Here is a 23,039-nt window from a genome sequence, read left to right on the forward strand (position 1 = left end):
GCAGGCGGGCAGTGCCGCCTGCCTCAAACGTTCACCTCATGGCGACAGGTGGCCCAATCCAATGGGCGCGGCGAGGCAGGTGTCCGGTACTCCAAACGCGTTCACCAGCGCCACCGCGTCCGGGCGGAGCTCGGCGCACAGCCGCGTCACCTCCTTGCGGATGGCCTTCGCCTTGGTGCCCTCCAGCCACCCGTGCTCCTGGAACCAGCCGTTGGCGGACTCCAGGCAGGACAGGCCGTAGAGGTCGCACAGGCGTCCCAGCACCGTCTTCAACCCGGGGTCCTTCACGTCGGCCACGCCCTCGAGGAACTGCTCCAGCACCAGCCGCTCCACGTGGGCGTGCGCCAGCTCCAGCAGGTGGACCTGGACCTGGTTGAAGGCCTCGAAGGCCTCCACGCCCGCGCTCAGCCGCTTGCGCAGGCGCCGCGACACGGTGGCCAGCAGCTCGTCCTCACGGAAGCGCAGCGCGCGCAGGTGATAGTCGTTGTCGCGCAGGTGGTCGCTGTCGGTGCGCCGCGCGGCGAAGGGGTTGCGGTCCACCACGGCGGTGGCCCGGTCCGCCAGCAGCTTCAGCACCGCGAAGACGCGGTCGTCCTCGAAGCGCTGCCGGTAGCCGGTGAGCAGGCCCTTGGCGACCAGCTGCATCAGCACCGTGTTGTCGCCCTCGAAGGTGGTGAACACGTCCGTGTCCGCCTTGAGCGCCGCCAGCCGGTTGGCCTGGAGGTAGCCCTGGCCGCCGCACGCCTCGCGCGCCTCCTGGAGGACGGCGGTGGTGTGCCAGGTGCTGTAGGCCTTGAGGCCGGCCGCCAGCGACTCCACCTCGCGCGCGTCCTCCTCGGTGCGCTTCACGTAGCGCTCGACGAGGTATTCGAGCGCGAAGTCCATGGCGTACGTCTTGGCCAGGGGCACGAGCAGGCGCCGCTGGTGGGCCTGGTGGTCCAACAGGCGGAACTCCTGGTCGCCCGCGGGGCCGAACTGGCGCCGCAGGTCGCCGTAGCGCACGGCGATGGTGAGCCCGCTCTTGGCCGCGCTCAGCGCCGCGGCGGCCACGCTCACTCGGCCCGCCACCAGCGTGCCCAGCATGGTGAAGAAGCGCTTGGAGTCGCCGGTGATGGCGCTGGTGTATTCGCCCTGCGCGTTCACCTGTCCGAAGCGGTCCAGCAGGTTCTCCCGTGGGACGCGGACGTGCTCGAACCAGATGCGGCCGTTGTCCACGCCGTTGAGGCCCATCTTCTCGCCGCAGTCCTCGATGCGAATCCCGGGCAGCACCTTCCCGGTCAGGTCGCGCAGTGGCACCAGCAGCGCGTGGACGCCCAGCGCCCGGCCGCCGACCTCGAGCTGCGCGAACACGGTGGCGATGCGCCCGTGCCGCGCGGCGTTGCCAATCCACTCCTTGCGCGCCGTCTCCGTCGGCGTGTGCACCACGAACTCGCCGGCCTCCGCGTCGTAGCGGGCCACCGTCTCCACGTCCCGGACGTTGGAGCCGTGGCCCAGCTCGCTCATGGCGAAGCAGCCGGGCAGCTCCAGCGAGGCCACCTGGGGCAGGTACTTCCGGTGGTGCTTCTCGGTGCCGAGGAAGAGGATGCTGGCGCCGAAGAGGCCGAAGTGGACGCCGGCCTTGATGACGAGGCTCAGGTCGAAATAGGCCAGCGTTTCGAAGGCGGTCACGAAGGCGCCCAGGTCCGCGCTCGTCTCATTGTCCGCGGGGAAGGCGATGCGCCCCAGTCCGTGGTCGGCCATGGCCTTGAGCCAGGCGAGCACCTTGTCGCGGTACTTCGCGGTGTCGCGGGTGTCCGTGTAGCGGAAGGCCGGGTCCGCCAGCCACTGTCGCACCTGGGCGCGCGTCTCCGGATAGGTCCGGTCCAGCACGGCGCGCAGCGCCTCCGGGTCGAAGGAGGTGGGCGTGCCCTCATGGGCGCGGCTGGGGGACGCGGCGGGGACGAGCGCGCGGACGGCCTCGCTGCCGGAGACGCCCAGGGACGCCTCCAGCTGCGCCAGCGCGCGCGTCAGCTCCGGCATGGGCGCGGGGAGGCCCTCGTCGCCGTTGCCCACCTGGGCGAGCCGCGCGCCCAGCTCGGCGAGGTTGTTGTGTTCGCTGTGGGACAGTCGCTCGGCGGTGCGGCGGATGTGCTCGCGCACCTGGGCCAGCTCACCGGGGCTGGGCGGCACCAGCGGGTCCAGCCAGCGCGCCAGCACGGTGTTGGCACGCAGGTCCAACCAGGGCTGCGCGCGGGCGGCGGAGCCCATGGCGCGAATCTCCTCTGGCGTGAGCTCCCCATCCGTCCAGGCCACGTACAGCATGGGCACGAGCGGAGCGAGTCGAGGAAGGGACAGCAGCTCGTGGGCTGTCGGTCGGGTGTCATCCACCATGGTTGGCGCTCCTGGAGGCTCGAGGACGGGCGCAGTGTGGCCAGCCTGCCGCCGCGCGGCAACGGGAAGCATGCGTCGGGCCCAAGGCAGGCGGGCAGGCGCGGCATTCCAAGCGGAGGGAGGCATCCCTAGCTTGCCCGTATGGATGAAATGCAGGAGCTGGAGGCGCTGATTCCCAAGCCCGGGGCGCTGGGCTTCTCGGGGAGCGTGGAGCGTGCGCGACATGAGATGCACGGGCCCTTCACGCTGCCGCCGGGGCCGGAGGCCTTCTCCTTCGCGCTGTATCAGTCCACGGGCGTGGGGCTGATTCCCGGACACGCGCTGGAGTTGTTGGAGAACGGCGCGGTCTTCGAGCGCATGCTGGCGGACATCCGCGCCGCCCAAAGCAGCGTCCATGTCCTGGTGTACATCTGGCGGCCCTGTGAGCTGTCGGACCGTGTCGTGGAGGCGCTGGTGGAGCGCGCCCGGGCGGGCGTGGCGTGCCGCGTGGTGGTGGACCCGGTGGGCAGCGAGGAGATTCGCGGCGACCGTGACTTCGACCAGAAGGTGGAGAAGGTGCTCACGGACGCCGGGGTGGAGGTCCACTACTTCCGGCTCCTTGCGGGCAAGGTGCTGGGCCGTCTGCTGGGGCGCAGTCACCAGAAGCTCGTCATCGTCGACGGGCGCATTGGCTACACGGGCGGCTTCGGCATCTGGAAGGTGTGGGAAGGCGACGGCCTGAAGCCGGACGAGTGGCGCGACACGCACATCCGCGTGGAGGGCCCCGAGGTGCGCCGGATGCAGTTGTCGTTCTCCCGGCACTGGCAGGAGTCGGGTGGCGGGTTGATTCCACCGAGCGCCTTTCCGGAAGCGGAACCCGCGGGCCCCTGCGCCGCGGGCTTCATCGACAGCGCGGGCAAGCTGGGCCTCACCGACGCGGAGCGAATGATTCGCATCGTGATTGGCGCCGCGCGTGAGCGCATCTGGATTGCCAACGCGTACTTCTCACCGCCCAACGCGATTCTGGAGCAGCTGGAGGAGAAGTGCCGTCAGGGCGTGGAGATTCGCGTCCTGGGGCCGGGGCCCAACCATGACGTGCCCATCATGAGGGCGTCCCAGCGCTCGACGTACGAGCGGCTGCTGGCCGCGGGCGTGCGCATCTGGGAGTACCAGCCGTCGATGCTGCACTCGAAGACGCTGCTCGTGGACGACTGGCTCGCCGTGGTGGGCTCCACCAACATGGACTCGCTGTCGCTCAACAAGCTGAAGGAGGGCTCGCTCGTCATCCACGACGCGTCCTTCGTCCGCAAGCTGGCGCGGTGCTGGGCCAGGGACCTGCGGCACTCGAAGGAAATCACGCTGGAGAATGGGGGCCGCACCAACCCCTGGCGGCGGCTGGCACGGCGGGCGACGCAGCTCGTGGGGCAGGACCGGTAGCGAGGGGAACGGCCGCCGGTGGGCCTCCCCCCGCCGGCCCTGTGTCAGCGTGCTCTATTTGCCCTTGGCGAGAATCGCACCGAGGCTGGGGTCGAACCAGGCGACGCGGTTGGGCCCCACGGCAAGGCTCGTGATGTTGCCGTACCTGACGGCAAACGCTAGCGCCCACTGGCTCCCTCCTACCGGGAGCCGGAGGATGTCGTATGGACTCAGGTTCTCCGCGATGAAGAGGTCCGTTCCGTCGCTGGCGATACCCGTGGTGGAGTTCGACGAATTCCAGAGGGATGAAGCAGGGCCGCCGGGCCTGGCTGCCTTCACGATGGTGCCGCCCGGCTGCATCCAGTAGAGATGATGACCATCCACTGCAAGGGGGCCAGCCAGGGCCGTCGTATAGAGAATGGCAGGCGTGCCGCCCTGGACCGGCATGTGGAGGATGGAGCCTCCCTGGGTCCAGAAGAGTTCCGCGCCATCCGTGACGAGCTGGCCAATCCCCGATAGCCCCGAGGCCAGGGATGTGATGCTCCCGCCATTGACGGGCATCTTGAAGATGGTCGTGCCGTTCTCGACCCAGTAGACAAACGTGGCATCCGTGGTCACGGCGCTCGGGTTTTCGCGGCCGGAGGCGAGAACCTGCGCTCTACCTGTGGAGAGCGACGCCTTCATCACCTGGCCGCAGGTTCGGTTCTCGACCCAGTACACGCTCGTGGTGTCCGCGGCCATGCCCGCGACGTCCGTTCGCCCGTAGATGACCACGTGCTCCGTGCCAGGCGCCATCACGGTATCCGGGCCAGCCTGGTAGCTGGCGGTGAGGTCATTCGACGACAGCGCAGCGCCGTGAACGCGGAACTCGGAGATCGAGCCCTTGAAGAATGGATCCGCGGAGTAGGCGGAACGACCCAACCACGCATTCGCGAGCGTGCCCAGGCTCGCCGGAGTGAGCGCGGTAGGGGTGGTGGTCTGAGCCACCTGCACGCCGTCGATGTACAGGCGGTTGACCCTCGCGACGCTGTCCATGGTCACTGCGACGTGCGTGAGCGCGCCCGTTGGGAACTCGGTCGCACTGGTGGCCTGCTCCTCTCCACTGATGGCCGGGCTGAAGATGCTGAAGCGTGGCGTATTGACCGCCGGCCCCGAATCGAGGCCACCATTGCGCGGGGTGAGAACCAGGGACTTGTTCCAAACGCCATCGTTGAAGTCGAAGATGCGCGCCCATGTCTGCCCCGAGGCGGAATCCCACTTCACCCACGCCTCGAAGGTCGCATCCTGGAGGCTGGCGAGGGTCCCGGTGATGGGCAGGTTCACATAGGCCCCCGCTCCGTTCAGAATCACCTCGCCATTGACGGTCGTGGCACCCCCCTCGAGCGTGGCATGCGCCGCGCTCACCGAGTCGGTCCCGCCGGCGGTGAAGCTGTAGCGGTGGAGGAGGCTCGAACCGCCCAGCGTCAGGCCCGCACGCGAACTGCTCAACGCGTCTTGCTCGAGCTGGAGTTGCTGCTCGGGCGTGCACCCCACCAGACCGAGGACTCCCGCCAACATGGCGGAAACCTTCGTGGCGTGGCGGAGTGCGTCCCTCCCTCCGCGCGGCTTGGAGTTTCGCGAGCTGAATTCGGACATGGTTCTCATGGCTTTCACCTGAAGAGGGGCAAGGGAGCGGCAATGCGTGGTGGAATCACCAGGCGTAAGTCTGTGTTTGCACCTCTCGTGCCCACTCGAGCTTCGCTTCCGAATCGGACTGCTCACGCTTCCATCAAGGGGCGTGGCGCGTCTCCGCCAGCGCACGCGTTGGTAGGGTGATTGCGCCCCAGGGGGATGTCTCGACAGTCCGGCGACATGTCGGCGACATGCCGCGAGCACTCCTTGGACCGAAGCGGCTCCCGTGTCTCTTCTGAGAAGAGACCTCGTGATATAGGAACGACCGGGGAGCGCGGGGCCCTTCAACTGAGACGGCCGCTGGCTTTGCGCGCCACTCTCTTTGAGGTGCCCATCGATGAATCGTGACGATGAGACGGAGATCTGGCTCGCGATTGACGAGGGGATCCTGTCCCGCGAGGAGGCGGCGGCCCTGCTTCAGGATGCGCGACGCCTGGGACGAAGCCCGCTGAAGTTGCTTCAGGAGCGGGGCCGGGTTTCGGAAGAGACACTTGCCTCTCTGCTGCGGGAGAACCTTGTCCTGGAGGAGCGCCTGTCAGGTGAGCAGCCCTCTCCCGAGCAGACCGTTACGGCCGACCCGGTCCGGGCTGAACAGGCATTGGCCCCGGGGGACGCCGACGTCCCTGCTTTCCCGCTCCCCGGGTGGGAGCGATACCAACCCGTGCGGTTCCTGGGACAGGGCGGAATGGGTCGTGTGTTCCTGGCCTGGGACCCACGGCTGCGCCGACAGGTCGCCCTCAAGTTCGTCCGCGACGAGGAATCGCACACTCGCCGCTTCGTTTCCGAGGCCCGTGCCCAGGCCAAGGTGAAACACGAGCGCGTATGTCAAGTGTATGAGGTGGGCCACGTCGGGGGGAAGGTCTTCATCGCCATGCAGTACATCGACGGCCAGTCGCTCGGCGCTCAGGTGCGCTCGCTCACCATCGAGCAGAAGGCACTGGTGATGCGCGAGGCTGCTCTGGGTGTTCATGCGGCCCACCGCGTCGGGCTCATCCACCGGGACATCAAGCCTTCCAACATCATGGTGGAGTCCTCCGACGACGGGACTCCCAGGCCCTATGTGATGGACTTCGGTCTTGCGCGTGAATGGAACGCGTCCGTCACGGCCAGCGGCGCCGTCTTGGGAACGCCGCACTACATGGCCCCGGAACAGGCTCGCGGAGAGGTGAGCGGGCTCGACCGCCGCGCGGATGTCTACAGCCTGGGGGCCACCCTCTACTTCCTCCTCACCGGCGAGGTCCCCATCCCTGGGGCCAATGGCCTGGAAGTGCTCAACAGCATCGCCACCGAGGAGCCGCGCGCGCCGCGCCTGCTTGCTCCAGGACTCCCGGCGGACCTGGAGGCCATTGCCCTCAAGTGTCTGGAGAAGGATCGCGACGCCCGTTACGACTCGGCGCGTGCATTGGCGGATGACCTGGAGCGTTTCCTGGGCGGCGAGCCGGTGCTGGCACGCACGAGCTTCGCGTACTCCCTGCGCAAGCGCCTGCGCAAACACCGGCTCCTGGCCACGGTGGGCGCCGCCGCGCTGGTCACGGCGGGAGGGGCCCTCGGTTGGGGCATCCGGGCCCGCCAGGAGGCCGCCGAGCGTGAGCGAATCGTCCAGCGATTCACCGAGCTGGTGGAGGGCATCGAGTCCAGGGGCCGCTACTCCGCGCTCTCGCGGCTGCATGACATCCGGCAGGACCGCCGGGCACTCCAGGCCCAGATGGCCGAACTGGAGGCAGAGATCCAGCGCTCCGGTCCGCAGGCGCTGGGCCCTGGGCACCATGCGCTGGGGCGTGGCCACCTCGCGCTCGGAGACGAGGCGAAGGCCCTGGAGTTCCTGGAGTCCTCCTGGCGCAATGGTTTTCGCTCGCCCCGGGCCGCGTATGCGCTCGCGCTGGTGAGCGGGCGGCGCTATCAGCAGCAACTCCTGGAGGCGCAGCGGATCCGTGTGCCGGCGCTGCGGGAGGCCGCGACGCGTGAAGCGGAGCGCCTCTACCGGGATCCGGCGCTCGCGTGGTTCAAGCAGAGTGAAGGCGCTCAGGTGCCCTCGAGGGAATACGTGGCGGCGCTGGTCGCCTTCTACGAGGGCCGCTTCGATGACGCCCTGCTCCTGGCGGATCGCGCTGCCAGCGAGCTGCCCTGGTTTCACGAGCTGCCCATGCTGCGCGGGGACGTCCATGCGGCACAGGCTTTCAAACGCTGGAACGGGGGAGATCCCGAGGGAGCCCGAGCGAGCTTCGAAGCCGGTCGAAAGGCCTACGCCGCCGCCATCGCCACCGCTGAAAGCGACCCCGCCGTCTACCGGTCCCTGGCCTTGCTCGAAAACGATGCGATGGTCATGGAGCTGTATGGCAGGGGGGATGTGATGCCTGCGTACCACCGTTCCCTGGACGCGCTCTCCCGTTGTCTCACCATTGCTCCGGACGACGCCCAGTGTCTGATCCGCATGGCGCGCGCGCACCACCGCCTGGCCGAGCACCGGCTCACCCATGGGGGCGATGGGGAGGAGCCTCTCGCGAAGGCACTGGAGGCAGCGCGGCGTGCCCTCTTGGTGGCGCCTGGGCTTCCGGCGGCCACATTCAATCTGGCTCGGAGCACCTGGCTCCAAGCGCGCTATCAAATCGAGAAGGACGAGGACCCACGCGCGCTGCTCGGCGAAGCCGCCGCGTTGTTCGCGAGCATCGACGTGGCGCACCGGGACCGCGCCTACCACGGCGATTCAGGTCTCGTCTTCACGACGTGGGCGGACTACGAGGAGCAGATCGGGAGGGATTCCGGCGGGAACAGGGACAAAGCCATCCTGGCCTACGAGGCGGCCATCGCCTTGGACAATCGTGTCCCCGAGGACTGGATCAACCTGGGGCGTGCGTTTTTTTCACGAGCATCCCGTCCACTCAATGCGGAGGCGGAGCAGGACCTGCGGCGGGCGGCAGCGGCACTCGAGGAGGCTCGGGCCCTCAACCCCCAGCATATGGCGCTGTACTTCTATGCGGGGCAGGTCGACGAGCAGTTGGCTCGGCGGCGGGGTCGTCGCGGCGAGGACCCGCGACCCGTCCTGGCGCATGCATTGGAGCAGTATCAGCGTGGCATTGAAATCAACCGCCGGATCCCCAACTTCCATAACGGAATGGGCGTGGTGCACTTGCTGCGGGCCGAGGATTCCTGGAACCGGGGTGAGGATCCCCTGCCCGCGCTGGAGCAGGCTCGGACGTGCTTCGAACAGGCCATCGCTGTCGCGCCCGGACAGGGCTTTGCCTATGCGAACCTGGGCTCTCTCTTCGTCCGGCGCGCGAACTACCTGCTCGCGCTTGGCGAGTCGCCACTTTCGAGCACGCATGAGGCAAGGGAGGCACTGAGACAAGCCTCCGAGAGGATGCCGGGGGCCGTGTGGCTGCGGGTCCTCCTCGGCACGGTGCATGTCATCCAGGCCCGCGTCGAGTCGGACCAAGGGCGAGACCCCGGGGCTGCCATCGCTCGCGCCCTGAAGGAACTCCACGCCGCGTTGGAGGTGAACTCCCTGGAGGCGGAGCCCTGGCTCCAGCTTGGCAAGGCGCAGGCCCTCCAGGCGCACTGGAGGGCACAGCGCGGGCCGCTCCAGACCGAGGCCATGGAGGCGGCGGCGAAGTCCTTCGACAGGGCCCTCACGCTCTCTCCGGAGGACCCGGAATATCGCCTGGAGGCTGGCCGCTTCTACCGACGGTGGGCGGAACACCAGAAGCGCACGGGTCGTGAAAACGGCCCGCTCCTTCTGCGGGGCCTCGAACACGCCGAGCAAGCGCTGAAGCTCCGGCCCGACTGGGCCGCGGCCCGCGCCCTGCGGGCCGGTTTGAGGTTGGAGTGGGTTGAAGCCGAGCCCCCCGGGGACCTGTGCACCTGGAGGCGCGAATCCCTGGATGAGCTGACCCAGGCGCTCACGCACAATTCAAACCTCTCCAACGAGTGGGGCGGTCCACTCGCTGGCGCTCAGCGGCTTGCCGCATGCCCCTGAGCCAGTGCTTGCGTCGCCCTCCGCCACGTCCGCGGCTGACTGGCGTGAGAATGGAACGTCGTGCCGCGAGCGTGGGGCGTACCTCGGGAGCGGTGGCTAGACCAGAGAGGGAAGTTCTGAGCCAGGACCGCCTGATACTTCGATTTTCCCAGAGGATGTGGGGGGTTCCCCTTTTGAAGGGCGGTTCTCCACCCTGTCTCTCAGAGGGTACTCGGGGGGCACGGTTTCCACGAGTTTGACGACATAGTTGCGTATGAATTGATCTTGGGAGGTGGGGGCCTTGGTTTTGTCTATCTGAGGAACGACGTCGTGTTCGTATGTGTTTGTTTCTTCGGTGAAGGCGAAGGCGTGGGTGGGATCATTGATTGTCAGGATGCAGGCATCGGGGTCGGTCTCGCAGAAGGTGATTGTTGGAGTCAGCTTCAAGCCGTCAGGGAGTATGATCCTGAAGGTTATCCTGGTGCCGTCTAGGACCGCGATTGTCTTCGGTTCTGGTTTAGGGTTCTTTTTGAAGTCGATGGTGATGCTGTCGGGCTGCATGGTCGTCTCCTGGTCTGCCATTGAGGCGGTGTGAGGCCGTCCGCTCAGGACTCCTTCGAATACAGCCCCAGTTCCTTGACACGCCGGTTCAGAGCCCGTTTGGACACCTCCAGGCGCCGCGCCATCTCATCCAGGTTGCCCTGGCACGCGTGGAAGGCGTGGGTGAGCTCCTCCACGCTCAGGTCTCCAGCCAGCCGGATGCTGGGGCTGCGCTCGATGAGATCATAGATGGAGGAGCGGGCGATCTCCAGGTGGTGGGCGGCCTTCTTGACGTCCCAGTCGTGCGCACGCAAGGCCACGAGGAGTTCCTGTTCGCCCACGTCCGTGGACTTGCGACGGGCCGCAACCTCACGCTTCGGGGGGACGGCGGAGGCGGAGGGCCGGGCCGGCGGCGCCAGGTCGAGCCTCAACTCCTGGGCGAGGCGTGCATCAAGCTCCAGGCAGGGCTGACCCCTGCTGCCGATGACGAGCTGTCGGGCGACGTTCCGGAGCTGACGGACGTTACCCGGCCAGGGATGCAGCAGGAGCTGCGCCGCCAGGTCTGATGGCATCCAAGGTAGTGCATGAGGGTCTCTCGCGGTGAGGTGGTGGGCCTCTCCGAGCGCGTCCAACTCCTGGCGGGCGAAGTGGAGGAACAGTGGAGTGATGTCCTCCCGGCGCTCGCGGAGAGGGGCAAGCCGGAGCTCATAGCCGGCCAGCCGGTGAAGGAGGGGAGACCGGAAGCGCCCCTCGGCGATCTGCGCTTCCAGGTCCGCATCCGTGGCCGCGATGAGGCGGATGTTCGTCGCCACGGGCTTGCTGGCCCCCACCGGGTACAGCTCCCCCGTCTCCAACACTCGGAGGAGCATGACCTGTACGTCGGATGAGGCCTCTCCCACCTCGTCGAGGAAGAGCGTGCCGCCCTCCGCGGCTTGGAAGAGGCCCTCACGGTCGCGTTGGGCACCGGTGAAGGCTCCCCGGACGCTGCCGAAGAGTTCGGCCGCGGCCAGTTCCTTCGGGAGGGCGCCCAGGTTGACACTGACGAAGGGGCCTCGGCGCTGGCTCCGCTCGTGGAGGGCCCGGGCGACCAGTTCCTTGCCAGTTCCGGTTTCGCCCCGGATGAGGACGGGCACATCCAGGTCGGCGACGCGCTCGATGTGTCGGCGCAGGGCATGGATGGCGGCGCTTTCTCCCACCATTCCCAGGGCGGATGTTGCGTTTGATTCGGGGGGAGGGGCCAGGTGCAGCAGCACCCCCGTCCGCCTGGAGAACTCCAGCGGGACTCCTCTTTCAAGTTCTGTGGGACCGAATTCGCGGGCCCCGTGGAGTGGCTCACCCGCTGACGTGCATCGTCCCACTTCGCCCAGGACGACGCGGAGGCCTGCTCCCGCGGGGACGAACAGGATCGACTTGCGACTCATGAAGGGGTCGCCCAGGGGCAGGCCCAGCGGCTCGCCCGGGCGGCAGAAGTCCGGGGCATTGCGGGAGAGCGGGACCTCCCGGCCGGCGAGGAGTCCGTGCAGCAGCAGCCTCTCCCCGAGGCGGGTGACGGTGGTGTGCGAGATGAGCGTCAACGCTGGAATCGGGCGCGCCGACGGGCGCTGTCCGCACGGAACCGACTCGGAGGCCGTGGACACGTCCGAGGTCCTCGCGGGCGCACGGGGAGGGGGGACGCTGGGACGGGACATCCGTGCGAATTTATCTCAATGCTCAATGAATTGCACCCGCAAGGGCTCAAGTGCTGAGGTCGTCCAATACCCTGTCACCTGTGCCTATCCAAAATTCGCTCGCTGCGTCATGAGCGCGTCGAGGCGAGCAAGCGAGCCGTGCACGAGGCCAGAAGTCTCCATGCCATCCGGGGGAAATCTCTGCCTATTACAACCATCACCACCGTCGAGGTGGCGCACGCCAGCGCCTTGGCTGCGGCGCGACGCGCGGAACCTGTCAACGCGAGTGAGACAGTGCGTTCGAGAGACGACTGCGCGGGTTCGTTTTTCCAAACGACGATTGGCGGTGTCTTCGGCATGGGGGCACCGCGGGGGAATCGCTCAGGGTGAGCGGCGTAGGCAGCGGCGAGCACCGCAGCGCGGGCCGCGAGGCGCTCAGCGGCTGGCCCGCCGGGCGACACAGCTCGTGGGGCAGGACCGGTAGCGTCAGCGCGCGTCCCTCACGCCGACCTGCCGGCAGAAGCTCAGCACCGGGCATGTGGAGCACTTCGGCCGCGTGCCCGTGCAGACGTGCTTGCCGAAGGGCACCAGCAGCCGGTTGAGCTCCACCCACCAGGCGCGCGGGAGCACGGCCTCCAGCGCCTCCATGGTGGCCTCCGGCGTGCGCGCCTGCACATAGCCCCAGCGGTTCGTCACCCGATGGACGTGGATGTCCACGCTGATGGCTTCGTGCCCGCAGGCGATGCCCAGCGCCAGGTGCGCGCACTTGGGGCCCACGCCCTTGAAGGACTGGAGCACCTGGGCATCACACGGCAGCGCGCCTCCGAATTCATCCTGCGCCCGCGTGGCGATGGCGTGAAGTTGCCAGGACTTCGCTTCGTGGAAGGTGACGGGCTGGATGAGGGCGTCGATGTCTTCCGGCGACATGCGCGCCAGGGCCTCCGGCGTTGAGGCGCGCTGGAGCAGGGCGAGCGAGACGGGCAGGCTCACCTCGTCGCGGGTGCGGATGGAGAGGATGCAGGCGACGAGCTGCTCGAAGAGCGTGTCATGGCCTCGGGCAGCGAGCGCGAACATCGCCGCGTCCGCGAAGTGGCGCACCGCCTCTCGGATGCGGCCGAGCACTTCGTCGATGTCGAAGGGCTTCTTGTCCGGCCGGGGCGGTGGTTCCACGACGCGGCCGGGCTTCGTGGGCGCCCGCCGGTCAGGCATGGCGCGCGCCTTCCGCGGGATGGATGCTCGTCATGTGCTGCCTCCCGCCCCAAACCTGGGGACGCGGGCGCGACGAGGCCCTGGGCCGTACGAAGGGCCGCTGGCAGGGCAGGGGGCCGTCCGTCTTCGTCAGTCGAGCGGCTTTGACAAATCCCGGGCGTACCAGTGATCGCAGCCGAAGTGGCCCGTGCTGCCCATGGGCGCGCACAGCGGCTCGAAGCCCATGCGGCGGTAGAGCTTCTGGGCCTGCTGCATTCCCGCCAGCGTCTCCAGGTAGCAGCGCTGGAAGCCCGCTTCACGTGCGAACTCCAGGCAGCGTCGGAGCAGGCGCTCGCCCTGACCGAGGCCCCGGGCTTCGGGGAGAAAGTACATCTTCCGCAGCTCGCAGACGCCCGTGTCTCCTCCTTCCAGTGGGGCGATTCCACCGCCGCCGATGACTCGCCCCGCCCGCTCTACGACGAAGTAGGCGTGCCGGGGGCGGGCGTAGGCGGCGCTCATCGCCGACACTTCGGGGTCGTGGATCGCGAAGCCAGGGCCGTCCGCGCCGAACTCCGGCATCACGGTCCGGATGATGCCGGCCACCGCCGCGTCATCCCTCGATTCGATGCGTCGCAGCGTCAGCTCTTCCGTGCTCATGCGCGCAACGTTTCACAGCCGGGGCCGAGGTGCCAGCGGCGGCAAGGCGGCCGCCCGCTGCGGTGACACTCACGCACGGGTTGTGCAGCCGGATGCACAGGTGTCACGGGTGTGATGCAGCGTGTACGCGTTCCCCTTCGTCAGGGGTGCCTGTACGCGACGGCCTCTTGGATGGCATGTTCGTTGTATCGAGGGGGATGTATGTACTGCGCTGACTGCCGCGAAGAGCGGCGTGGCAAGGACTTGTGGTGCGCGCTGTGTGGCGCTCGGATGACGGGGCGCTCGCGTGAGGTCATCGAAGCCGAGCTCACGCACGTTCAATTCCTGCTCGATGAGCTGACGCGGTGGGAGTCGTCCGAGGTTCCTCCCAACGTCCGGCGCTTCATTTCGGAGCGGTATGAGCGGCAGGCTCGCATCCTCCTCGCGGTCTTGACGGAGCTGCCTCCAGCGGGCTCCGCGGAGACTGCCACCGTCGTGGCTCCGGCGCACGCGGATGCCGCGACGTCCGTTCCCGCGGCCTTGATGCAGGAGCCTCCCGCGCAGCAGGAGACGGCCTCGGTACGACCGGAGGTCGAGGCGACTCCGGCCGTGGAGGCTCCGGGTCTCACCGAGGAGCCGCGCCAGGCCGAAGCGTCTGCTCCGTCGGAGCCGGAGGACGTCGCGGCGCCGTCGCCCCCGTCCGCGCCGGAGGCCGATGCTGGAGTGGACGCTGCGCCCGAAGCTGTGCAGCCGGATGAGCCGCTTCCCGAGGAACCGCCTGTCTGGCTGCCGCTGCCCGCGAATCCGGCGGAGCCCTACGCGGAGCCGCCGTCGGCGCGAAGCCTCACCGCGCGCCTCGTCGAGGAGACCTCCACCTGGAACCGCGTGTGGAGGCCGTTTCTCTACGAGAGCCTCATGTGGTTCGTCGGGGCCTTCCTCATCCTCTCCAGTGCCCTCTACCTCGTGTTCGAGAGTTGGGTGGGGATGTCGTCTGGCTTCCGCTCGCTCACGGTGTTCGGGCTGACGGCGAGTTGCTCCGCGGGCTTCACCGGTTGGGGCGCGTACCTCGCCAGGCGCGAGGCGTTGCGCAAGCCTGGGTACATCCTGGGGCTCATCGGTACAGCCGTGGCTCCGCTCGCTGGTATCGCACTGGGGCCCATGGGCTTGGGGGACGTCTTCCAACTGGGAGGCGTCGGCACGGTGTGGCTCATTCCCGCGCTGCTGGCATGGGCCGGAGTGGCGGCCTTCCTGGCGCGCAAGCCGCTGGAGGCCTTCGATTCCACGTCCCGTCCCTTCATCCAACTGGCGCTCGTGGCCAGTACCTTGATGATGGGGTTGGCGCCGCTCGCTGCGGGGCTGGGCATCCATGCGCTGTGGCTCAACGTCCTGCCGTGCGCGCTCTTCTTCCTCTTGCCCTCGCGTCCGCCACCAGCGCCGCGTGAGGGCACCGCGCTCGCTTTCGTCCTCGCCGCGCCGCTGTACCTGCTGCTGCTCTATTTCACGCGCCTGCACGTCGCGCTGGCGGGCGCGGACGTGGCGGTCTCCGTTGGCACCTATGCCCCGTTCGGCGCCTTTCTCCTGGCCACCGCGTTGCGCTTCCGCACCCTGGATGCTGAGCGGGGCGCGGATTCGCTGTCCATTGGCGTGGTCTCACTCCAGGCCGCCTGCCTCATCGCCGCGGCGCTGGCTCCGGCGCCGGCGCTCTTCGTCACGGCGGCGGTCATCTCGTGGACGTTGCTGTCGCTGTCGCGCGGCGGCGTCGCCCGCATCCGGTGGGTCTACGCGGCCTATGCGAGCACGTACTTCGCCTATGCCTCCTTCTCCCAGCTCATCCCTGGGCCGGTGCGGCGCATCATCAATGCGGTGAAGGCCTGGTTCGGTTACGTCACCGAGCCGCTGCCGCTTCAATTCGGAGCGCTGTCCGCGCTTCCCTTCATCTTCGCGGGCGCGTTGTTCGCCGTGTCGCGGCTGTGGCGAGGCCAGCGTACGGGCAATGCACGGGACCTCGCGCTGGCGGAGGTGCTGCTGCGCGCCACCGCGGTGGCGAGCCCGCTCTTCGTCTTCTTTGGCCTGTCGGGACCGGACGCTCGGCCCTCTTTCTGGAGCGCGCTGGCGCTGGCGATGCTGTGTCTCGTCCTGGGCCTGCTGGTGGAGCGCTTCTTCCTGACGGTGGTGGGGGCGGGGCTGTCGCTGTTCCTTCCCTTCCAGGCCTACGCCGTCCTGGGGGCGTCCGGCGGCGCGGTCGCGTCGGGGGCGCTGGCCCTCGTGCTCGCCGCGGTGAGCATGCTGTGCACCGCGCGCACGCGCGGGTTGCTGGGCGCTGTCGTGGGCGTGGTGGCCACGGTGGGGTTCCTCATGGGCCTGATTGCTGGCGATGGCTTCACGGCCGTGACGGGCATGGCCCTGTGTGGCGCCGCCGCGGTGCTTGTCTCCTGGGTGCTCCAGCGTGCCTCCCTCATGGCGCTGGCGTCCGTGCTGGCGGCGGCCGCGCTTCCGCGCCTGGCCGGAGAGCTCTCGTCCACGGCGGTGGCGCCCACGCTCGCGGCGGTGGCGCTCGGGCTCTCGCTGCTGGGGATGCGGGGTGGGCTGACGCGGTGGCTGGGTCTGCCGGGCGTCTTCTACGCGGTGCTCGCGATTCCCTGGGGCGTGCTGGCCCAGGCGCCGGGGCTGGCCGGCGTCATCCTGGTGTCCGCGGGCGCGGTGGCCGTGGCGTCACGGACCTTCCCGGTGGTGCGTCCCCTCGCGGTGCTCATGTCGGCCCTGGCGCTGGTGCATGACATCCCGGGGCTCTATTCGCCATGGGGTGGATGGATGTCGCCGGGCCTGTCCGTGGCGCTGTTCTGCTGCTGGGCCCTGGGGGCTTCCGTCGCCGCGGCGCGGTGGGGTCGAGGCATCAGCGCGACGGTCGCCGGGCTCATCGCGCTCGTCTTCCCACTGACGGCCCTGCTGGGCGCGCGTTCGTCGGAGCAGGCGCCCCTTTTGCTGGGGGCAGCGCTCGCGGCGCTGCTCACCGCGCGCGTACTGCCCGCGGGGCTGAGTGTCGCCGTGTCCGCGCTCTATGCGCTCACCGCGACGTTCAGTTTCGGCGCCGTGCCGTTGTTGTGTCTCGCCGCGGTGTTGAGTCTCCTGGCCGTGCTGGAGGAGGTCCCCGCGGTCTTGCGCGTGGGGGCGGGCGGTCACCGTTTCGCCCTGGCGGCGACGTTGTCCGCCGCCGTGGTGCTGGGCGTCGCGGTGGTGAAGTGGGACGACGCGGGGCTGCCGTTGCTGCTCGTGGGCACCTGCGTGCTGCCCCTGCTCTGGACGCGAGCCAGCCGTCAGCCGTTCTTCGCGTCGCTCGCTGTCCCGTATTCCTTCGTGGGCATCGTGGTGGTGGGAGGTGAGCTGCCCTCGTGGGTTCAGGCGCTTCCGCTGCTGAGCCTGGCGGTGGTGCGTGTCGTGGCGCACGTCCCCGCCGCGGCATCGCTGCTGCTGCGCTCGCGTGAGGAGGCGCCTCGCCAGGCGCTGTCATCGTGGATGCAGGGATGGCTCGCCGTGGTGGCCCTGCCCGTGCTCGTCGTCGCGCTCAGGCCGTACCATGTCCCCACGTCGCTCTATGTGTTGTTGGCGTCCCTGGCGCTGATGCCCGGGCCGCGTCCCTTCTTGCGCGTGTGCGGCTCCTCGCTGGCCCTCCTCTTCTTCCTGGAGGCGCGTCCCATCGTCATCGGCCTGCTGCTCGCGCTGGCCATCGCGGAGAGTCAGCGGCCCGCTCGCGTGTGGGCGTTCTTCCGGAGCGCGCCGGACACGGCGCTGCGGCCCGGCGCCGTCGTCACGGCGCTCATCCTCGCGGCGCTGCCCACCCTCTATTCGCCCACGCCGTCTCATCTGGCCACGCTGGCGGGCGTGTTGGCGCTGGCCGCGTTCCTGCTGTCTCGGCGGTGGCTGCTGGCTCCGGCCATCTGGGCGTTGGCGTTGGCGCCCATGGGCGCGGTCAGCGTGAACGAGCTGTTCGAGCGGGGGCTCGACGCGGGCCTGTCCGTCATCGCCGTGGTGTTGGGCGCGGCCGTGGCGTCCGCCGTGCTCCAGTCCGGAAGCCTCCAGCGCGCGCTCACCCAGACCTTCGCGAAGGTGTTGCCTCCGCTGGAGGACACCTGGAGCGAGCCGCTGTGGGTGGGCAGCGCCGGTGCGTTGGGCGCGCTGCTGCTGGAGCGCCTGCTCCTGTCAGGCCCTGGCTCGCTGCCCCCGCCGGTGGCGGTGGGCGCCGCGGTGACGGCGTGTGTGTTGATGGTGGCGAGGGAGCGGTGGATGGCCAACGTGGCCACCGCGTTGCTGGGGGCCTCGCTCGTCGCCGCCGTGGACCCGCTGTGGGTGCCCGCTGTCGTCAGTGGAACAGGGCTGGCGCTGTGCCTCATCGGGTCGCTCGTGGACGCTCGCGGTGTGCGCGTGGGCGCCTCGCTGCACCATGGCGGCTGGGTGCTGGCGCTGCTGTCGCTCGCGGGCTTGCGCGAACTGGAGCACGTGGGCACCCCGCTGACGTTCCTCTTTGGCGTGGGCGCGGCGTGGGCCGTGGTGTGGCGGCGTCGCGAGCGCGAGGTGGTGGGGTGGCTGGCCTCGCTCGCCGCCGTGCACGGATGGCTGCTGCATCTGGGCGCGGTGTACTCCAGCGGCCGGGGCGCGGCGTTCATCCTGCCGTACCTCGGAGCGGCCAGCGCGCTGTTGGCGGCCCTCTCGCTCTTCGTGGCCAGCAAGTCGCGGCGCCGGAGCGTGGGGCACGGCTTCGCCGGGGTGGCGCTCTTCGAGGTGATGGCGGGGCTGGCGCTCGTGGACACGTCGCTGGGCGCGCTCCGCGAGGGACTGGTGGCGAGCGTGGCGCTGGGTGTGCTGCTCCTCGCCCTGGTCCGCCGCGCGGCGACGGAGAAGGAAGAGGCGTCCGCCTACATGGCGCAGGTGGTGCTCGCGCTGGGCTATCTCTCCGTCCGCATATTGGGAATGGGGGCGCACCCGGGCCCCGGCGACAGTCTTGCGGCCCTGGTGGGCGGTGCGCTGTTCACCGGCCTCTACTTCTTCGTGCAGCGCGAGGGTTCCTCCCTGGCGTGTTTCCGACGGCCCGCCTTGTTGGGCGCATACCTCTTCCCGCTGGCGGGGCTGTTCTCCGCACCCTGGAGCGAGCCCCTTCACGGGGCGGCGTTGATGGTGGGGTATGCCGCTCACTTCGCCGCGCTGGCCACGCACCCGCGGCATCGGGGTCTGGCGTCGCTGACGTCGGTGGTGGCGTTCAACGCGGCGCTGCTGCTGGTGTGGCAGGGGACGGGCGCGGGAGAGGCGCAGTTCTATGTCATCCCCGCGGGGCTCTCCCTGCTCGCGTTGCTGCGCGTGTTCCGCGAGGCCATCGAGGCGGAGACCTATGCCCGGTTGCGTGCGCTGGCCGTCACCGCCATCTACGTGGCGGGTGCCTGGAAGCCGCTCATGTTCAATGATGGCGGTTCGATGCTCCTGTGCGTCACGCTCTGTGTGGTGGGCGTGGCGTGTGGCATCGCGCTGCGCATCCGCTCCTACGTGTATCTGGGTACGGCGTTCCTGGTGACGTGCATCGTCGCGAACCTGGTGCGCTTCGGCATGCGGGACCACCGGATTGCCGCGGCCTCGTTGTTCGTCCTTGGACTGATGGTCATTGGTTCGATGGTGATGCTCACTGCGCACCGCGCGGCGCTGCTCCAGAGGTATGCACGGGTGCGAGCCATGCTCGCGACCTGGGAGGGCTGACACCGGGAGTTCTTGGCGGACGGCCTGGGAGGTGGTCTTGAATGCGGCCCCTCATGTCGCTCCGCCTTCCACTCCTTGCCGTCTTCCCCCTCAGCGTGCTCGTGGGGTGTGCCACCGTGAAGCCGCGCCCCACGGCGCCCGTCGCCACGGCGGAGGCGGTGACGGTGGCCGCGCCAGGAGGCCTCGCGCAGCCGGTGCCGGTGCCCGTCACGGCGGTGGAGCTGGGGGCCGCCGAAGTGGCGCCCACGACGGTGGCGACACAGTGGGTGAGCGCGGGCGTGCTGGAGGCCACGCTGCGGGCGGCCGAGCAGGTGACGGGGCCCGCCAGCACCACCGGCCGGTTCTGGGACGTGGTGCTCGCGCCCACGCAGATGTCGCGCTCCATCGTCCAGCGCTCCCTCCAGCTCGTGGGCATGCGCAGCCTGCGCCGAGTCAGCCGCGGCGTCCCGGATGACTGCTCCGGCTTCGTGCGCCTGGCGTACCGCTCCGCCGGCATCGACCTGGTGGCGCACGGCTTCCGCGCGGGAGAGAACGCCGTCTCCGCCATCTTCCGCCGCGCGGTGGATGTCGGCTCTGTCCACCACCAGCCGCCGCGTCCCGGAGACCTCGTCTTCTTCCGTGAGACGTATGACCGCAACCGCGATGGCCGCCGCAACGACGGCATGACACACATTGGCGTGGTGGAGGCGGTGGATGCCCATGGCACCGTCACCTTCATCCACCGGGGCGGCAAGGGCGTCGCGCGAGGCCGGCTGAACCTGTCCTTCCCGTCGAGGCACCAACTGGAGCAGGGCGGGCCCGTGGTCAACGACTACATCCGTCCCGCCGCGAAGGGCTCGCGGGCCTATCTCGCCGGTGAGCTGTTCGCGGCCTTCGCGTCGCCTGAAGGGCTGTAACTTTCCAGTGCCTGGCTCATACCCTGCGTGGCTTTGAAGATGTGCCGCGCTGATGCGTCATGGATGGCATGCGACTCGCCCTTGTCATTGGCTGTCTGATGCTCGCTTCGGGTTGTGTCCTGCACACCCGCTCACCTCCACCACATCCACCGCCTCCTCCGCAGCGTCCGGTGGCGATGACGTACAGGGAAGCGGTGAACCTGGGCTTCAACCAATGCCGCTCGCGTGGCTATGAGTGCCGCCTGAAGGACGCGGACCGCAAGGGGCGGGACGTGTGGCGGGTGAAGTTCCATGCCTCCACGCGGCGGGCGAAGGGCCACCTGCACCTGGACTTCGATGCGTACTCGCGCAGCCTCCTGCGGGTGGATGACAAGGTGAAGGCCCGCCGACATGACTGGGACGACGATGACGATGATGACGACCGGCGCGGGCGCGGGCGCGGCAAGAAGAAGGGGCACGCACGGTGGGATGACTGAGTCAGTCGCGCTTCTGCTTGAGTGACTTGATGGCGGCCGCCGCTGCGTCGTGGCCGCAGTCCTTGCTGCCCAGGAGGCCCTTCGCCTTGGGGAGCGAGGTGACGCGCTCCAGCGCGGGAATGGCATCCGCGTCACCCAGGGCCGAGAGACGGTTGGCGGCCTGGGTGCGGATGTCGCAGTCCGGGGAGTTCAGCGCCTCGCTATAGGCGCGAACCAGGTTCACCCCGTCCGCGGCCTTCGCGAACTCCAGGTAGCGCAGCGCGCCCCACTGGCGCAGGGAGTACGCCTCCTCGGCCAGGTCCTCGTAGTGGGCGCGCAAGCGGTCCTTCGGAAGCCGGGCCAGGGCATTCCCCAGGACGGTGAGCGGCTCCTTGCCGTAGTCCTCCGCCAGGCCGTCGAGGATGAGCGGCTCCACGTCCTCGAGCTCCTCCTCCTTCAGGTGGCTGAGCGCGGTCCGTTCGCTGATGTGGTGCCCCTTGGCATGGTGCGCCGCCACGCGCGCGCGCCTCAGCGAGGGCAATTCCTTCTCCTCGTCGGTGGCGGCGTCCATCAGCGCCAGGGCTTCGTCCAGCTTCCCATCCTCCAGCAGCGCGAAGGCCCGGGTGCCGGCATCGTTGCGCTGGCTCAGCCACGCGGCGCCAGCGCCCAGGAGCACCACCGCGCCGGCGACCAGCGCCGCCTCGCGCCGCCGCTGACGCAGCAGCTCCCCCAGGCCGGCGGGCAGCTTCACGGCCTGGAGCTTCGCCAGCAGGGGCGCGAGCGCGTTGCCCCGGCTGCCTTGCGAGGCGAAGCGGTCTCCAAAGGGCGGGCCCTCCGCGGCGCGCTGGCAGCGGTAGAGCTGGAGTTGCTCGTCGCGGCCGGGGAGGGCGATGGCGCCACAGGGCTCGGCGGTGACCTCCGCGCGGTTGCGCGCCAGGTTCACCGCTTCGGTGAAGGTGACCTCACCCGCGCTGGCGACATGCTCCACGGCCTCGATGACCTCCATGGGCTCGCCCAGCACGGTGTCCGGCGTGGCGAGCACCTCGCCCGCGTGCAGGCAGACGCGCACATTGAGGCGGTCCACCTCCGGCACCGTCTGGTTGTGGCGCCACAGCCGGTCCTGCATGGCCATGCCGCACAGCACGCCCGCGGTGGGGGAGCGGAACACCACCAGCAACGCGTCCCCGCGCTTCTGGACCAGCCGCCCGTCGTGCTCCTTCACGAGGGGCATCAGCAGCTTGTCGTGCGTCTCCAGCATCCGCGCGTTCTCTTCGTGCGTCTGCCGGCTGGTGCGTTCGGTGAAGCCCTGGATGTCGGTGAGCATCACCGTGAGGTTCTGCGGCTTCACCACCGACGCGTTGCCGCCCGTGACCGCGGCCACGCCGCCGGAGGACTTCAGTCCAAAGGACGCCGTCCCCGTGCGCGGGGAGGCCGCCGGCAGGGCGCCCGAGGCCGAGCCGCCGCTGGAGGCGACGCCGAACGCGGCGGTACCACTGCTCGCCTGCGGCGCCGGAGCGGCTCCCGCGAAGGCCGCCGTGCCCGTGGGGCCCGAGCTGCTCCCCATGGCACTCCCGGTGCCGAACACCGACGTGCCCGAGGTGGGCGTGGCGCCACTTCCCGGCGGCGGGACGTAGGCAGGGGTGCCCAGGCCGGGCGTGAAGGCGGAGAGGGCGGAGTGCGCCGCGGCCAACGCGTCGGCCAGTTCGTGCGCGCTCTGGGGACGCTTGCTCGCGTCCTTCTCCAGCAGGCGCATCACCAGCGACAGCAGGCCCACATAGCGCGACAGCGCGGGAGCCGCGCGGTCCAGGGGCAGCGGCGCGGCGGAGGCGTGCTGCGACAGGAAGTTGCGCGGCAGGGGCCCATCGAAGGGGAGCCGCCCGGACAGCACGCGGTAGGTCAGCACGCCGAACGAATACAGGTCGCTGCGCGTGTCCACCTTCGCGCCCACGGCCTGCTCTGGAGACAGGTACTCCGGCGTGCCCAGCACCACGCCAATCTGGCTGACGCTGCTGGCGGCGTCTGGCTCCACCAACCGGGCGATGCCGAAGTCCAGGAGCCGGGCCTGCTCGCCCCGGGCGCTCTTGGAGATGAAGACGTTCTCTGGCTTCAGGTCGCGGTGGATGATGCCCTTGTCGTGGATGGCGGCCAAGCCCTCCGCCAACTGCTGGAGCAGGGGCAGCGCGCGGCCCGGGGGCATGGGGCCCGGCGTGAGTACGTCGTACAGGCTCTCACCTTCGACGAATTCCATGACCAGGCAGGCGTGGTCGCCGGATTCGCCGAAGTCGACGATGCGCACCACGGCCGGGTGCTCCACGGCGGAGAGCAGGCGCGCCTCGCGCTTGAAGCGCTCCGCCATGCCGGCCTGGGCGTGGAGGTCATGGTGCAGGACCTTGATGGCCACCTTGCGGCCCAGGGAGACCTGTTCGCCAAGGTAGACCTCCCCCATTCCGCCCGAGCCCAGCGGACGGAGAACCCGGAAGCGACCGTCGAGGACAAGGGAGTCAGGGGCCAGCACGCGGGGCGCATCTTG

At 69.3% G+C, this 23,039-nt stretch carries 12 protein-coding genes; 5 read left to right on the top strand and 7 right to left on the bottom strand.

Features of this window, described 5'->3' with window-relative positions:
- Window positions 1-36: 36 nt before the first annotated feature.
- Window positions 37-2,370 carry an acyl-CoA dehydrogenase family protein gene (locus BLU09_RS09685; RefSeq protein WP_090488487.1) on the bottom strand — a complete coding sequence of 778 codons (2,334 nt, stop codon included), beginning with the start codon at window positions 2,368-2,370 and terminating at the stop codon, window positions 37-39.
- Window positions 2,371-2,511: 141 nt separating this feature from the next.
- Here BLU09_RS09685 and BLU09_RS09690 point away from each other — a divergent pair, with 141 nt between their 5' ends.
- Complete coding sequence (locus BLU09_RS09690) at window positions 2,512-3,786, top strand: phospholipase D-like domain-containing protein (RefSeq protein WP_090488489.1); 1,275 nt, start codon at window positions 2,512-2,514, stop codon at window positions 3,784-3,786.
- A gap of 54 nt (window positions 3,787-3,840) precedes the next feature.
- On the opposite strand, the gene BLU09_RS09695 is transcribed toward BLU09_RS09690, so the two are convergent.
- Complete coding sequence (locus BLU09_RS09695; protein WP_244171579.1) at window positions 3,841-5,322, bottom strand: LamG domain-containing protein; 1,482 nt, start codon at window positions 5,320-5,322, stop codon at window positions 3,841-3,843.
- Window positions 5,323-5,773: 451 nt separating this feature from the next.
- On the opposite strand from BLU09_RS09695, the gene BLU09_RS09700 reads away from it, so the two are divergent.
- Window positions 5,774-9,409, top strand: a complete 3,636-nt coding sequence (locus tag BLU09_RS09700) for a serine/threonine-protein kinase (RefSeq protein ID WP_090488503.1) — start codon at window positions 5,774-5,776, stop codon at window positions 9,407-9,409.
- 96 nt (window positions 9,410-9,505) lie between these two features.
- Here BLU09_RS09700 and BLU09_RS38710 read toward each other — a convergent pair whose 3' ends face one another.
- The 4 genes from BLU09_RS38710 to BLU09_RS09720 form a co-directional block, all read right to left on the bottom strand.
- Window positions 9,506-9,949: a hypothetical protein gene (locus tag BLU09_RS38710; protein ID WP_167371062.1), complete on the bottom strand. Its 444-nt coding sequence runs from the start codon at window positions 9,947-9,949 to the stop codon at window positions 9,506-9,508.
- 44 nt (window positions 9,950-9,993) lie between these two features.
- Complete coding sequence (locus BLU09_RS09710; protein WP_090488505.1) at window positions 9,994-11,616, bottom strand: sigma 54-interacting transcriptional regulator; 1,623 nt, start codon at window positions 11,614-11,616, stop codon at window positions 9,994-9,996.
- A 465-nt stretch (window positions 11,617-12,081) separates the two neighbouring features.
- Window positions 12,082-12,804: an endonuclease III domain-containing protein gene (locus BLU09_RS09715; RefSeq protein ID WP_090488507.1), complete on the bottom strand. Its 723-nt coding sequence runs from the start codon at window positions 12,802-12,804 to the stop codon at window positions 12,082-12,084.
- 129 nt (window positions 12,805-12,933) lie between these two features.
- Window positions 12,934-13,440 carry a GNAT family N-acetyltransferase gene (locus BLU09_RS09720; RefSeq protein ID WP_090488509.1) on the bottom strand — a complete coding sequence of 169 codons (507 nt, stop codon included), beginning with the start codon at window positions 13,438-13,440 and terminating at the stop codon, window positions 12,934-12,936.
- 171 nt (window positions 13,441-13,611) lie between these two features.
- Here BLU09_RS09720 and BLU09_RS09725 point away from each other — a divergent pair, with 171 nt between their 5' ends.
- The 3 genes from BLU09_RS09725 (at window position 13,612) to BLU09_RS09735 (ending at window position 20,530) form a co-directional block, all read left to right on the top strand.
- On the top strand, window positions 13,612-19,158 hold the full coding sequence (locus BLU09_RS09725; RefSeq protein WP_090488511.1) for a hypothetical protein: 5,547 nt from the start codon (window positions 13,612-13,614) through the stop codon (window positions 19,156-19,158).
- A 41-nt stretch (window positions 19,159-19,199) separates the two neighbouring features.
- Window positions 19,200-20,054, top strand: a complete 855-nt coding sequence (locus BLU09_RS09730; protein WP_090488513.1) for a CHAP domain-containing protein — start codon at window positions 19,200-19,202, stop codon at window positions 20,052-20,054.
- A gap of 68 nt (window positions 20,055-20,122) precedes the next feature.
- Window positions 20,123-20,530, top strand: a complete 408-nt coding sequence (locus BLU09_RS09735) for a hypothetical protein (protein ID WP_244171581.1) — start codon at window positions 20,123-20,125, stop codon at window positions 20,528-20,530.
- 1 nt (window position 20,531) lies between these two features.
- Here BLU09_RS09735 and BLU09_RS09740 read toward each other — a convergent pair whose 3' ends face one another.
- Window positions 20,532-23,024: a protein kinase domain-containing protein gene (locus BLU09_RS09740; RefSeq protein ID WP_090488517.1), complete on the bottom strand. Its 2,493-nt coding sequence runs from the start codon at window positions 23,022-23,024 to the stop codon at window positions 20,532-20,534.
- Window positions 23,025-23,039: the final 15 nt, after the last annotated feature.

Origin of the sequence: Myxococcus virescens (genome assembly GCF_900101905.1) — a bacterium.
In the GTDB taxonomy this organism is placed as follows: Bacteria; Myxococcota; Myxococcia; order Myxococcales; family Myxococcaceae; genus Myxococcus; species Myxococcus virescens.